Source organism: Bacteroides sedimenti (assembly GCF_040365225.1).
GTDB lineage: Bacteria > Bacteroidota > Bacteroidia > Bacteroidales > Bacteroidaceae > Bacteroides > Bacteroides sedimenti.
In genome coordinates, this window is the sequence record NZ_AP028055.1 from 1,286,477 (window position 1) to 1,300,590 (window position 14,114).

8 protein-coding genes are annotated in these 14,114 nt (G+C 40.0%); 6 read left to right on the forward strand and 2 right to left on the reverse strand.

Translation table 11 applies throughout. The features are described from left to right. Positions 1 to 114: 114 nt before the first annotated feature. Positions 115 to 1,998, reverse strand: coding sequence for an amidophosphoribosyltransferase (locus tag ABWU87_RS05185; RefSeq protein ID WP_353333890.1), 1,884 nt, complete (start codon positions 1,996 to 1,998; stop codon positions 115 to 117). After that, entirely contained in the window at positions 1,986 to 2,444 is a 459-nt protein-coding gene (locus ABWU87_RS05190) for a hypothetical protein (protein ID WP_353333892.1), read from the reverse strand. The genes ABWU87_RS05185 and ABWU87_RS05190 overlap by 13 nt, the downstream gene beginning before the upstream one ends. Before the next feature lie 361 nt (positions 2,445 to 2,805). Here ABWU87_RS05190 and gltB point away from each other — a divergent pair, with 361 nt between their 5' ends. The 6 genes from gltB to ABWU87_RS05220 all read left to right on the forward strand — a co-directional run bounded on the left by gltB (position 2,806) and on the right by ABWU87_RS05220 (position 13,956). Then, complete coding sequence (gene gltB / locus ABWU87_RS05195; RefSeq protein WP_353333894.1) at positions 2,806 to 7,353, forward strand: glutamate synthase large subunit; 4,548 nt, start codon at positions 2,806 to 2,808, stop codon at positions 7,351 to 7,353. Between the two features lie 159 nt (positions 7,354 to 7,512). Next, positions 7,513 to 8,934 carry a glutamate synthase subunit beta gene (locus ABWU87_RS05200; RefSeq protein ID WP_353333896.1) on the forward strand — a complete coding sequence of 474 codons (1,422 nt, stop codon included), beginning with the start codon at positions 7,513 to 7,515 and terminating at the stop codon, positions 8,932 to 8,934. Positions 8,935 to 8,946: 12 nt separating this feature from the next. Beyond that, complete coding sequence (gene asnB, locus ABWU87_RS05205; protein ID WP_353333898.1) at positions 8,947 to 10,611, forward strand: asparagine synthase B; 1,665 nt, start codon at positions 8,947 to 8,949, stop codon at positions 10,609 to 10,611. Positions 10,612 to 10,730: 119 nt separating this feature from the next. Continuing rightward, positions 10,731 to 11,501: a glycerophosphodiester phosphodiesterase family protein gene (locus ABWU87_RS05210; RefSeq protein WP_353333900.1), complete on the forward strand. Its 771-nt coding sequence runs from the start codon at positions 10,731 to 10,733 to the stop codon at positions 11,499 to 11,501. 356 nt (positions 11,502 to 11,857) lie between these two features. Further along, positions 11,858 to 12,697 (forward strand): diaminopimelate epimerase, encoded by an 840-nt coding sequence (gene dapF / locus ABWU87_RS05215; RefSeq protein ID WP_353333902.1) that lies wholly within the window; start codon positions 11,858 to 11,860, stop codon positions 12,695 to 12,697. A gap of 32 nt (positions 12,698 to 12,729) precedes the next feature. Further along, entirely contained in the window at positions 12,730 to 13,956 is a 1,227-nt protein-coding gene (locus tag ABWU87_RS05220) for an LL-diaminopimelate aminotransferase (protein WP_353333904.1), read from the forward strand. The last annotated feature ends 158 nt before the right edge of the window (positions 13,957 to 14,114 follow it).

Sequence of the window (14,114 nt, forward strand, 5' to 3'; positions counted from 1 at the left end):
TGAGTTTTCCTCACTTTATTTCGTGCAATCTGCGCAGCTCGTTATCACAAGTTGCGCAGGTTTACCAATAAGTTGTACCTTTCGTCAAAGGTATAATTTATATTATATTTCGGTTTAATCGCAATATACTTTTTCCATATATGTAATAAACGCCTCATTAACCAATTTATTCCCGCCAGGTGTTGGATAATCACCTGTAAAGTACCAGTCGCCATTGTGGTTCGGGCATGCATCATGCAATCCTTCAAGAGGCTGATAAACGATCTCCACTTTAGCTTTAGTACCTTCAGGAGTGAGAAGTTCAACCATTTTTGCAGCAATTTCCTCATCGGTGAAAGGAGCATAGAGTTCCTTGACATAATTAACGATTTGTTCCTTCGGAAGGTTTTGCTGTTCTTTCGATTTTCTATATGCCTCCTTAATGATATTGCACATATTACGTTCTTTCAGCAATTCAACGGTTGCACGGAAAGCAATAAACTCATTCATACGTGCCATATCAATTCCATAGTAATCGGGATATCGCACCTGAGGTGAAGAAGAAACAATCACAATCTTCTTCGGATGCAAACGGTCCAGAATACCAATGATACTCTGCTTCAGCGTTGTTCCTCTTACGATACTGTCATCGATAACCACCAGATTATCCACATGCGGAACAATGCTTCCGTAGGTGATGTCGTAAACGTGAGCCGCCAAGTCGTTGCGAGTATTTCCCTCAGCAATGAATGTTCGCAGCTTTATATCTTTAATCGCTACTTTCTCCGAACGAATGCGCATGGAAAGTATCTTCTCCAGCTCTTCATCCTTCAACGGGTGATCAGCAGAAGTTATCTTTTTCATCTTCAATCGGTTCAGGTATTTATTGAAAGCCTCCAGCATTCCATAAAAAGCCACTTCCGCCGTATTTGGAATAAAAGAGAAAACCGTATTCCTCAAATCATTATCAATTGCTTTAAGGATGGGCTGAACCAGATTGCTACCCAGAGCTTTTCGTTCGTTATAGATATCCTTGTCACTTCCACGTGAGAAATAGATTCTCTCGAACGAGCAAGGTTTGATACTTTTTGGTTCATTAATCTGTGCCAAGCGGATATTTCCACGTTTATCAACCAGGATTGCCTCTCCCGGATTAAGCTCTTTCACATCTTCACCAGCAACATTCATGGCAGTCTGAATAACCGGTCTTTCGGAAGCCAACACCACTATTTCGTCATCGTGATAGTAAAATGCCGGACGGATCCCCCAAGGGTCCCTGAAAGAGAACGATTCTCCGCTGCCGGTAATTCCACAGATCACATAGCCGCCATCCCATATATCGCTGGATGTTTTCAGCACATTCACCAGGTCTATCTGATCTTCTATAGCATGTGTGATATCCATTCCTTTCAAACCTTTCACTTCACAATCTCTGAAAAGACGTTCCACTTCCCGATCAAGACGATGCCCCACCTGTTCAAGCATAATGGAAGTATCCGAATATCTGCGCGGATGCTGACCAGTTTCAGTAATCCTATCAAAGATCTCATCAACATTGGTCATGTTAAAGTTACCACAGAGAGCCAAGTTCTTCGCTCTCCAGTTATTTCTGCGAAGAAACGGGTGGACATATGAAATACCACTTTTACCAGTGGTACTATATCTAAGATGCCCCATATAAAGCTCTCCGGCAAAAGGGAGGTTACGTTTAGCAAAATCGGCATCATGCAGTTTTTCAGAAGAAAGATCCTTGAAGTTGGACTGAACAGTTCCAAATATCTCAGTAATTGCTCCAGTCCCTAATGCCCTTTCACGAAACATATATTCTTCTCCAGGGGTTGCTTCCAGTTTAACGCAGGCTAAGCCGGCGCCTTCCTGTCCGCGATTATGTTGTTTCTCCATCAACAGATAGAGTTTGTTAAGCCCATACATCCATGTTCCGTACTTCTGCTCGTAATATTCAAGCGGTTTCAGTAATCGGATCATGGCTACACCGCATTCATGTTTTAATGGTTCCATATATTGCTATAAATCTTTTCGTGGGTTTCAAAATTTGAATGATTATCTAAAATCATCAGCTGAATCAAAGCACTTGTAGACGAACAACTCATTAATTTATGTTTCAAATGGTGAATTGGTTCTTTGTGCTCAGTATAATTTTTGATGATATCTTTATTAATAGATGATATGAGATTGTCAGAGGAAGAGTGGCAGGAATAAAAGAGATGCTGGTAAGGATTACCATTTATGACCCAATGAGAATGAGCAAATTCAAGGAAAAGAGAGACATTATTTTGGAAGACAAATTGGCCTGACAAAGAGATTTTGTCTTTAGCTTTAAACCTATACTGTTGGTTTAACGCTCCTCCCGAACTGTCATATCCTCCGTACTTCAGTTTATTCAATCCTTTTATAAAAATGGGGTAAGCGTCTTTTTTACCGATGTAGCCTACAATTCCACACATTCTACTTTGTATTTTATTTCGGGTGCAAAGATAATTATTTCAAATGATATTTTTATCATAAAGAGATCAAATAATAAGTAGAATAGATTAAAAACTTTCAGTTGCAGTTATGCGTTAATCATGATAGCACTTTCAGAACAATCTCAAACAACTTGCAATTCATAACATATCCACCAATCAAAACAAGATTTTATAACCAACAACCATGCTTTTTGTATCAGATTAACATTTTTATAAAAACAATATCATTTTTATACTATATATTAATATTATTTTAAGTATCAATATGAAATTAAAACCCTATTTTTGCAAATCATTTTGATAGAACAATAGGTGTTATCATACAATAAAGTAAAGTAGAATGAAGAAACAAGAACTTTTTATCAGCAAAAAGAAAACATTTCCTTTCCTGCAGCAGCCCGAAAAAATGGGGTTATACAATTCGGCCAACGAGCACGATGCATGTGGTGTGGGGATGTTAGTAAACATTCACGGAGGTAAATCACATGAAATTGTTGAGTCAGCTCTTAAGGTATTAGAAAATATGCAGCACAGAGGTGCTGAAGGAGCAGATAACAAAACCGGGGATGGAGCAGGTATTATGTTGCAGATCCCTCATGAGTTTATCTTGCTTCAAGGTATCCCCGTACCCGAGAAGGGGAAATACGGAACCGGACTTATGTTTCTTCCAAAAGATGTAAATGACCAGAAAACTATCTTAGGAATCATTTCTGAAGAAATCGAAAAAGAAGGACTTACTTTCATGCACCTTCGCGATGTCCCTACAAATAATAGTATTCTTGGTACTGCTGCTCTTGCAACTGAGCCGGATGTAAAACAGATTTTTATAACCGGTTTTAATGATTCTTCTGCGACAGAAAAGACACTATATATAATAAGGAAAAGGATTGAGAACCGGGTATCGGTTTCTGATATTGCATCCAGAAAAGATTTCTATATGGTATCTTTATCCAGCAAAAGCATAATATACAAAGGGATGCTATCGACTTCACAGCTGAGACATTACTTCCCAGATTTAACAAACAGTTATTTTACCAGTGGACTAGCATTGGTACACTCACGTTTCAGCACCAACACCTTCCCAACCTGGTCATTGGCTCAGCCATTCCGCTTGTTGGCACATAATGGTGAAATAAACACCATTCGGGGTAACCGCGGTTGGATGGAAGCCAGAGAGAGTGTGCTTTCAACCCCTGAGCTTGGCAACTTGAAAGACATTCGTCCAATTATTCAGAAAGGGATGAGCGATAGCGCTTCTATGGATAATGTGTTAGAGTTCCTGGTTATGTCTGGTCTGAGTTTGCCTCATGCGATGGCGATGTTGGTTCCCGAAAGCTTTAATGAGAAGAACCCTATTTCAGAAGACTTAAAGGCATTTTACGAGTACCATTCCATTTTAATGGAACCTTGGGACGGCCCAGCTGCCCTCTTGTTTTCTGATGGTAGATATGCAGGTGGTATGCTCGATAGAAACGGACTTCGTCCGGCACGCTATCTGATCACTAAAAACGACATGATGGTAGTTGCATCAGAAGTTGGTGTAATGGATTTTGAGGCAACTGAGATAAAAGAAAAAGGACGTTTGCAGCCTGGTAAAATTATATTTGTTGATACAGAGAAAGGAGAAGTATATTACGATGGTGAAATCAAAAAGCGCCTATCCGAAGCAAAACCTTATCGTACATGGTTGGCAAGCAACAGAATCGAATTGGATGAACTTAAAACCGGCCGTAAAGTATCTCATAAAGTTGAAAATTTCGACAGGATGCTTCGCACATTCGGATATTCTAAAGAAGATATCGAAAAAATAATAATACCGATGGGGAGTACGGGGGCTGAGCCACTCGCTTCAATGGGTAATGATACCCCACTTGCTGTTCTTTCCAACAAACCACAATTGCTTTATAACTATTTTCGCCAACAGTTTGCCCAGGTAACTAATCCTCCGATTGACCCATTACGCGAAGAACTAGTTATGTCACTTACAGAATATATCGGAGCAGTTGGTATGAATATCCTTACTCCTGATGAAGAGCATTGCAAAATGGTAAAACTGAAACATCCAATTCTGAGCAATGCTCAGCTGGATATTCTTTGTAACATCCGTTATAAAGGTTTCAACACCATTAAGTTGCCTATCTTGTTTGAAGTAAGTAAAGGAAAATCCGGACTGGAAGAGGCTCTAAAAAACCTATGCAAACAAGCAGAACAGTCGGTTACAGACGGGGTTAATTATATCGTTCTAACAGACAAAGGAGTTGATGCTACTCATGCAGCCATTCCGGCACTTCTTGCTGTCAGCGCAGTTCATCATCACCTTATTTCTGTTCAGAAACGTGTACAGACAGCTTTAATTGTTGAAAGCGGTGAAATCCGAGAAATAATGCATTCAGCATTGCTTTTAGGATTTGGTGCAAGTGCTATCAATCCTTATATGGCATTCGCTATCTTAGACGATCAGGTTACTAAGAAAGAGATTCAGTTAGATTATGCAACTGCAGAAAAGAACTACATTAAATCCATCTGCAAGGGACTCTTCAAGATAATGTCTAAAATGGGTATCAGCACCATTCGCAGCTATCGCGGAGCAAAAATATTCGAAGCTGTAGGATTAAGTGAAGAACTGAGCAACGCATACTTCGGTGGAATTAATTCTACCATTGGTGGTATTCGTCTGGAAGAAATTGCAACCGATGTTGCATTATTCCATGCTGAAGCCTTTGGAACCGATCAGCTTGAACTACTAAAAAATAAAGGAGTTTACAGCTATCGTAAAGGTGGTGAGCAGCATGCATGGAATCCTGAAACCATTTCTACCCTACAGCTAGCCACTCGTCTGGGCAGCTATAAGAAGTTTAAGGAATTCACAAAAATGGTTGATGAGAAAGAGTCTCCCATCTTCCTACGCGATTTCTTAGGGTTCAAGAGAAATCCTATTTCTATTGATGAAGTTGAACCTGCTTCTGAAATAATGAAGCATTTCGTAACCGGAGCCATGTCGTTCGGTTCAATCAGTAAGGAAGCTCATGAAACAATGGCTCTTGCAATGAATGTAATAGGTGGAAAGAGCAATACTGGTGAAGGTGGTGAAGATGCAGCACGTTTCAAACCTTTGGAAAACGGACTCTCTATGCGTTCTGCGATTAAACAGGTTGCTTCAGGACGCTTTGGTGTTACAGCTGAATATCTTGTAAATGCCGATGAGATACAGATCAAGATTGCGCAGGGTGCAAAGCCTGGTGAAGGCGGCCAATTGCCCGGTTTCAAAGTAGATGAGGTTATAGCGAAAACACGTCATTCAATAAAGGGAATTTCACTTATCTCTCCCCCACCTCATCATGATATCTATTCTATCGAAGACTTAGCTCAGCTAATTTTCGACTTGAAAAATGTGAATCCGAAAGCGAGAATCAGCGTAAAACTGGTTGCTGAAAGCGGCGTTGGTACCATTGCAGCTGGTGTGGCAAAAGCAAAAGCTGACCATATCGTAATATCAGGAGCCGAAGGTGGAACCGGAGCTAGTCCTTCAAGCTCAATACGCTATGCAGGGATATCACCTGAACTGGGACTTTCTGAGACTCAGCAAACATTAGTGATCAACGGGCTTCGCGGACATGTAGTATTACAGGTTGACGGCCAGCTAAAAACAGGACGAGATATAGTTCTTATGGCTATGCTTGGAGCCGAAGAGTATGGTTTCGCAACTTCTGCACTAATTGTATTAGGGTGTGTCATGATGCGTAAATGCCATATGAACACTTGTCCGGTAGGTGTTGCAACACAAGATGCCGAACTACGTAAAAGATTCCACGGTCGTTATGAATACCTGGTAAACTTTTTCACATTCCTGGCCGAAGAAGTTCGCGAATATCTTGCAGAAATAGGGTTCTCCAAGCTAGAAGATATAGTGGGACGAACTGATCTGATTGAACGCAAACAGATAACTTCCAATCCGAAATATGAATTGCTGGATCTGTCCAAACTTACATTTATGCCAGCTCAACCAGATGAAACAGCTATACGTCATACCGGCATGCAGCAACATCAGATTGATGACATTAAAGATGTAACTATCATTGCTCAGTCTGTCGAAGCTATAGAAAATAAAAATGAAGTATCTCTGGAATATACAATCGCAAACACTGACAGAAGCGTTGGAGCAATGCTAAGTGGTGTTATTGCCAAAAAACATGGTGAAGCAGGACTTCCAGAAAAAACACTTAATATCAAGTTCAAAGGATCTGCCGGACAAAGCTTTGGAGCATTCCTTGCCAATGGAGTAGATTTTAAGCTGGAAGGTGAGGCTAACGACTATTTGGGGAAAGGGCTTTCTGGTGGTCGTATCCGAGTGGTTCCTCCATCACGTTCAACCTTCGTGGCAGAAGATAATACCATTGCCGGAAATACTCTTCTCTACGGGGCAACCAGCGGTGAGGTTTACATCAACGGACGTGCTGGTGAACGTTTTGCTGTTCGAAATTCCGGAGCGACAGCAGTTGTTGAAGGTGCAGGAGATCACTGCTGCGAATACATGACTGGCGGACGTGTTGTGGTTCTTGGTACAACAGGGCGCAACTTTGCTGCTGGTATGAGTGGTGGTGTTGCTTATGTGTGGAACAAAGAAGGTAATTTTGACTACTTCTGCAACATGGAAATGGTAGAATTATCACTTATTGAAGACTCACGTTCACGTAAGGAACTACACGAGTTAATTCGTAACCATTACTTCTATACAGGTAGTAAACTAGCGAAAACCATGCTGGATTCTTGGGAGAAATACGTGGATCAGTTCATTCAGATTGTACCTATCGAATACAAAAAGGTGCTTCAGGAAGAAGAAATGGAAAAACTTCAGCAGAAAATTGCTAACGTACAGAGAGATTATTAATTATAAAGAACAACAACAAAGAGAATATCTGGGATAACAAACAAAAAAGGTGGGCCATTTATAGTAAAATCTATATTAGGCTAAAAGTACACCTTATTGATAAAAGTTTTAATAGAAAATAAACTATCCTGGATATTCTTACCAAATAATATAATAGAAATGGGAAATCCAAAAGCATTCTTAACAATACATAGACAAGAGGCCGGATACAGACCTCTTAACGAACGCATTACAGATTTTGGTGAAGTGGAACAGACTCTTAACAGCCATGACCGCAGACTGCAAGCTTCACGCTGTATGGACTGTGGGGTTCCTTTCTGTAACTGGGCATGTCCAATAGGAAATATTCAACCCGAATGGCAGGATTTGCTTTACAAAGGTAAATGGAAAGAGGCGTATGAAGTACTGGAGTCTACTTGCGATTTTCCGGAATTCACCGGTCGAATCTGCCCTGCTCCCTGTGAGAAAAGTTGCGTTCTTAAGCTTTCTGCAGATGAGCCTGTAACTATCCGAGAAAATGAGGTTGCTATTGCTGAAGCTGCTTTCAGGGAAGGATATGTACTACCACAACATCCGATCAGAAATGGTAAAAAAGTGGCGATAATCGGTGCTGGTCCTGCCGGAATGGTAGTTGCCAATCAACTGAACCGTAAGGGATATGAAGTAACAGTTTATGAAAAACAGGATAAAGTAGGTGGCTTGCTCCGTTATGGCATCCCCAACTTCAAATTGCACAAAAATGTAATTGACCGTCGCGTTAATCTAATGAAACAAGAAGGAATAAGCTTTGTTACTTCAACAGAAATAGGGAAAGATATTTCTGCTAAGGAACTGGTTGAAAAATTTGATGCTGTATGCGTGTGTATTGGCGCAGAAGTTCCACGTGACCTCCCAATTGAAGGGCGCGAACTAAAAGGTGTGCATTTTGCCCTCGAACTGTTGAGCCAGCAAAATCAGATTCTTGAAGGGAAATCCTTTGATAACGATAAACTGATTAACGCTAAAGGGAAAAAAGTGTTGGTAATCGGTGGTGGTGATACCGGTTCAGACTGTATAGGAACTTCTGCTCGTCATGGAGCCATCAAGGTCACTCAGATAGAGATTATGCCAAAGCCTCCTGTTGGTCATAACCCAGCAACACCATGGCCTATGTATCCTCAGGTATTGAAAACCAGTTCATCTCATGAGGAAGGTTGTCATCGTCGATGGAACATTAACACTTGCAGGTTTATCGGAGAAAACGGCCAGCTAAAGGCTGTAGAAATTCAAGAAATATCCTGGATTAAAAGCGAAGAAGGACGCATGCAGATGGTTCCAACCGGAGAAAAAGAGATTATCGAAGCAGATTTAGCATTTCTGGCAATGGGATTCGTTCATCCAGTACAGGAAGGAGTTATTGCACAATTGGAATTGGCAGTAGATAACCGTAAAAACATAACCATCGACAATCGCGCCGCAGCATCAACTGCAAAAGTATTTGCAGCAGGAGATGCAGCTACAGGTGCAAGCCTTGTGGTTAGAGCTATGGCCGGAGGTCGTAAGGCTGCTCAGGAGATAGATACTTATTTAAGTCAAAAATAAACAAAAAGAACTATGTGTGGAATTGTAGGAATATTCAACGTACAAAAGCAAGACGAAGAATTACGTTCTAAAGCTCTTAAAATGGCTCAAAAAATCCGTCACAGGGGACCCGATTGGAGTGGCATCTACTGTGGAGGCTCAGCCATCCTTGCTCACGAACGTCTTTCAATCGTAGATCCTCAATCGGGAGGACAACCGCTTTACACTCCCGACGGGAAAGTTATCCTTGCCGTCAACGGAGAGATATATAATCACCGTGACATTCGCAAAGAGTACAATAATGAATATCAGTTCCAGACAGGTTCCGATTGCGAAGTCATACTGGCACTCTACCGTAAGAAAGGCATCAATTTTCTGGAAGACTTAAGTGGTATATTTGCTTTTGCCCTTTATGATTCAGAAAAAGATGAATACCTGATTGCCCGTGATCCGATAGGGGTTATTCCTTTATATATCGGTCGCGACAAAGAAGGGCTACTCTATATTGCAAGCGAGCTGAAAGCACTTGAAGGATTCTGCGACAGCTATGAACCATTTTTACCAGGACACTATTTCTATAGTAAAGAAGGAGAAATGAAACGCTGGTATACGCGCGACTGGATGGAGTACGAAGCTGTAAAAAACAACAATGCTTATAGCAGTGACATTCACGATGCACTTGAAGACGCTGTGCAACGTCAGCTAATGAGCGATGTTCCTTACGGAGTATTGCTTTCCGGAGGTCTCGACTCTTCTATTATCTCTGCTGTGGCAAAGAAATATGCCGCAAAACGTGTAGAAACAGGTGGTCAGTCGGATGCTTGGTGGCCACAATTACATTCGTTCGCAGTAGGACTAAAAAATGCCCCTGACCTTATTAAAGCAAAAGAGGTGGCAGATCATATTGGCACTATCCACCATGAAATAAATTATACAGTTCAAGAAGGATTAGACGCCATCCGTGATGTTATCTATTTTATTGAAACATACGATGTAACTACTGTCAGAGCTTCTACCCCGATGTACCTGTTGGCAAGGGTAATCAAATCGATGGGAATCAAAATGGTTCTTTCGGGAGAAGGTGCAGATGAAATCTTTGGTGGTTATCTCTATTTTCACAAAGCTCCGGATGCAAAAGCTTTTCATGAGGAAACAGTTCGTAAAATAAGTAAGCTGCATCTATACGACTGTCTTAGGGCAAATAAATCACTCTCTGCCTGGGGAGTTGAGGGTAGAGTTCCGTTCCTGGACAAAGAATTTATGGATGTTGCTATGCGACTGAATCCTGCAGCAAAGATGGCACCAGGAAAAACCATCGAGAAAAAAATTCTACGGGAAGCTTTTGCCAATATGCTTCCTGAAAGTGTAGCATGGAGACAAAAAGAACAATTCAGCGATGGCGTAGGATATAACTGGATTGATTCACTCAAAGCACTTACTACCGAAAAGGTTAGTGATGAAGATATGGCACATGCAGCCGAGCGATTCCCAATCAATACTCCTATGAATAAAGAAGAATATTACTATCGCAGTATATTCGAAGAACATTTCCCAAGTGAAAGTGCAGCCAAGTGCGTACCGTCTGTACCATCAGTGGCCTGCAGTACAGCTGAAGCATTAGCCTGGGACGAATCCTTTAAAAATATGAATGATCCGAGTGGTCGTGCTGTAAAAGGAGTACACGATGAGAGTTATTAATAAACTTGCAATATCTATCTAATAAAAAAAGATGCTTTATAATTCAATAAAAGCATCTTTTTTTTGTTTATATCCGTTAGATACTCTACTTTTAACATATAAAAAATAAACATAACGATATGAATTCTAAAAGATTATTTATTGTAGGAGCATTGTTTTTTACTTTGACAGGTATGAATGCAAAAAACAAAACACAAATTATTGCTCACCGTGGATATTGGGATACGGAAGGTTCTGCTCAAAATTCAATTGCTGCACTGATTAAAGCTGACAACATTCAGGTATACGGTTCAGAGCTGGATGTATGGCTATCATCAGATGGCGTTCCAATGGTTAATCATGACGCTACTACTCCGGAGCACAAACTAGTTCTGGAAAAAACAACAGCAGCACAGCTGAAACAGGAAAAGCTGGCAAATGGAGAAAATCTGCCGACTCTTGAAGAATACCTTCAAAAAGGGAAAGAATGCAAGCACAGCAAGTTAATTATTGAATTAAAACCACACAGCAGCAAAGAGAGAGAAGACTCACTAACAGTAAAAGTGCTGGCAATGGTTAAAAAATTTAAGATGGAAAACAAAGTGGAATATATATCTTTCAGCCTTAATGCTGTCAAAGAATTAATCCGTTTGGCACCCAAAGCAAAAGTGTATTATTTAAGTGGAAGCCTCTCACCTAAAGAGTTGAAAGAAATAGGATGCGCCGGACTAGACTATAACCTAGGTGTTATGAAAAAGAATGAGAACTGGTTTGACGAAGCCAAAAAATACGGTCTTAAAGTCAATGTATGGACGGTTAACAAAAAAGAAGATATTCAATATCTGATTGATAAAGGAGCCGATTTCATCACAACAAACGACCCTCTTTTAGGACTGGAAATGGTCAAATAGTAAATAAAACAGTTCAATAAAAAAATAATTGAAAAAAATAGAACCATATATGAGAATCATTTTGTTATTCAAATATATGGTTCTATTTTGTTGATAAAGGTTATTGAACTCAGAAAAAAAACACATAAATATAGAATAATTGAACATACGTTCTTTTAATAACTATCAATTTTTAAATAATAAAGCTACAATAATTGTAATTTCGTTATTTTTATACAGTCTTATATATCAATTATTATTTAGCATAATTTAAATAGATATAAGTAAGTCGGTATGATTATTACTTAAACAATTTGTCGTATATTTGCAGAAATAAAAATCAAAAGGAAATTAATAAAGCAAATTACCGATACAAAATGACAAACCTTATTAAGTTTACAAAGATGCACGGTGCGGGCAATGATTATATCTACGTCAACACACTAATACATCACATTGAACATCCGGAGGAAATAGCCATCAAATGGAGTGCTCCTCATACGGGAATTGGCTCGGACGGACTGGTTTTAATCGGGAAATCGTCTATAGCAGATTTTAGCATGCGTATCTTCAATGCAGACGGTTCTGAAGCAATGATGTGTGGAAACGCATCTCGTTGTATCGGTAAATACCTTTATGATAACAGCTTAACAAAAAAAACAGATATTTCCCTGGAAACTCTTTCGGGCATCAAACATTTAAAACTTACGGTATTAGAAGGAAAAGTTTCAAAGGTTACTGTCGATATGGACTCTCCTAAACTGAAAGAGGTATATTTCGACGGAAAGTCAGGACAAATGATAAACCATGAAATCACGGTAAACGGTCAAACCTTTAAAGCAACCGCAATTTCAATGGGGAATCCCCATTTGGTTATCTACGTAGATGATATTAATCAGATAGAACTTCCGGTTATAGGACCGATACTTGAAAATCATCCTCTCTTCCCAGGCAGAATCAATGTTGAGTTTGCTCAGAAGTTGAGTGAAAACAAGGTGAGAATGCGTGTTTGGGAACGTGGATCAGGCATCACAATGGCCTGTGGAACCGGAGCATGTGCTACAGCTGTTGCAGGTTCAATTACTGGAATGACAGGACGTGATGTGGAAATCATTATGGATGGAGGGAACTTGAATATCCTCTGGGACGAAAAAACAGACAAAGTATATATGACGGGCGATGCTGTAACCGTATTCGAAGGAGAAATACCCCTTTAGACTAAAGAACAAACTTAAAACAACTTATAGATATGGCATTAGTAAACGAACATTATTTAAAACTACCGGGAAGTTATCTCTTCTCGGATATTGCCAAAAAGGTAAACACATTTAAAGTAACTCATCCAAAGCAGGATGTTATTCGTCTGGGAATTGGCGATGTTACACAGCCATTGCCTCCCGCTGTAATAAAAGCTATGCATAATGCCGTGAACGAAATGGCTTCGAAAGAGACATTTCGCGGTTATGGGCCAGAACAGGGATACGATTTCCTGATCGAAGCAATCATCAAAAATGATTATGCGAGCAGAGGAATCAGCCTGGAGCCAAGTGAAGTATTCATTAACGACGGAGCAAAAAGTGACACCGGAAATATTGGAGATATCCTTCGTCACGATAACAGTGTTGGTGTTACTGACCCTGTTTATCCTGTTTATATCGATTCGAACGTAATGGCCGGTCGCGCAGGAGATTTGGTTGACGGAAAATGGAGTAATCTGGTGTATATTTCTTGTCTGAGTGAAAACAACTTTATCCCACAAATTCCCAACCGGAGAATTGATATGTTGTACCTCTGTTATCCTAATAACCCGACAGGCACAACGCTCTCTAAAGAGGAACTAAAAAAATGGGTAAACTATGCATTGGAAAATGATACTTTGATTTTGTACGATGCAGCTTACGAAGCATACATTCAAGAGCCAGACGTTCCACACTCCATCTATGAAATTAAAGGTGCCAAGAAAGTTGCTATTGAATTCAGAAGCTTCTCAAAAACCGCTGGTTTTACGGGAGTAAGATGCGGATATACTATCGTCCCCAAAGAACTTAAAGCAGCTACGCTTGGAGGTGAACGTGTTGCATTGAACAAATTATGGAACAGACGCCAGTGCACTAAATTTAACGGAACATCTTATATAACTCAAAGAGCCGCGGAAGCAATCTATACCCCTGAAGGAAAAGAACAGGTTAAAGAAATTATCAACTATTATATGACAAATGCCAAAATCATGAAAGAGGGCATTGAGTCTACAGGTTTGAAAGTTTATGGTGGTGTAAATGCACCATATCTATGGGTAAAAGCTCCAAATGGTATGTCTTCCTGGAAATTCTTTGAACAACTGCTTTACGAAGCAAATATAGTGGGTACTCCCGGTGTTGGATTTGGTCCCAGCGGTGAAGGTTATCTTCGACTGACAGCTTTCGGAGCACGTGAAGATTGTATTGAAGCAATGAAAAGATTGCGCAACTGGATATAACAATTTAATGACCATAATTATAATAATAGAAAGAATAAAGAGAAAATAGAGAGTAACTGACTGTTTAAGGTTTCACTGGTTGTTGTATGGTAACATGAACTTAAGTTACTTCTCTATCTCTCTTTAGAAAAAACCACATTCCTTCTAAAAATTTATTA

What these genes read in the sequence shown, in the direction of transcription:
- ABWU87_RS05185 (WP_353333890.1), bottom strand. Translation starts at nt 1,998, where the DNA reads ATGGAACCATTAAAACATGAATGCGGTGTAGCCATGATCCGATTACTG.
- ABWU87_RS05190 (WP_353333892.1), bottom strand. Translation starts at nt 2,444, where the DNA reads ATGTGTGGAATTGTAGGCTACATCGGTAAAAAAGACGCTTACCCCATT.
- gltB (WP_353333894.1), top strand. Translation starts at nt 2,806, where the DNA reads ATGAAGAAACAAGAACTTTTTATCAGCAAAAAGAAAACATTTCCTTTC.
- ABWU87_RS05200 (WP_353333896.1), top strand. Translation starts at nt 7,513, where the DNA reads ATGGGAAATCCAAAAGCATTCTTAACAATACATAGACAAGAGGCCGGA.
- asnB (WP_353333898.1), top strand. Translation starts at nt 8,947, where the DNA reads ATGTGTGGAATTGTAGGAATATTCAACGTACAAAAGCAAGACGAAGAA.
- ABWU87_RS05210 (WP_353333900.1), top strand. Translation starts at nt 10,731, where the DNA reads ATGAATTCTAAAAGATTATTTATTGTAGGAGCATTGTTTTTTACTTTG.
- dapF (WP_353333902.1), top strand. Translation starts at nt 11,858, where the DNA reads ATGACAAACCTTATTAAGTTTACAAAGATGCACGGTGCGGGCAATGAT.
- ABWU87_RS05220 (WP_353333904.1), top strand. Translation starts at nt 12,730, where the DNA reads ATGGCATTAGTAAACGAACATTATTTAAAACTACCGGGAAGTTATCTC.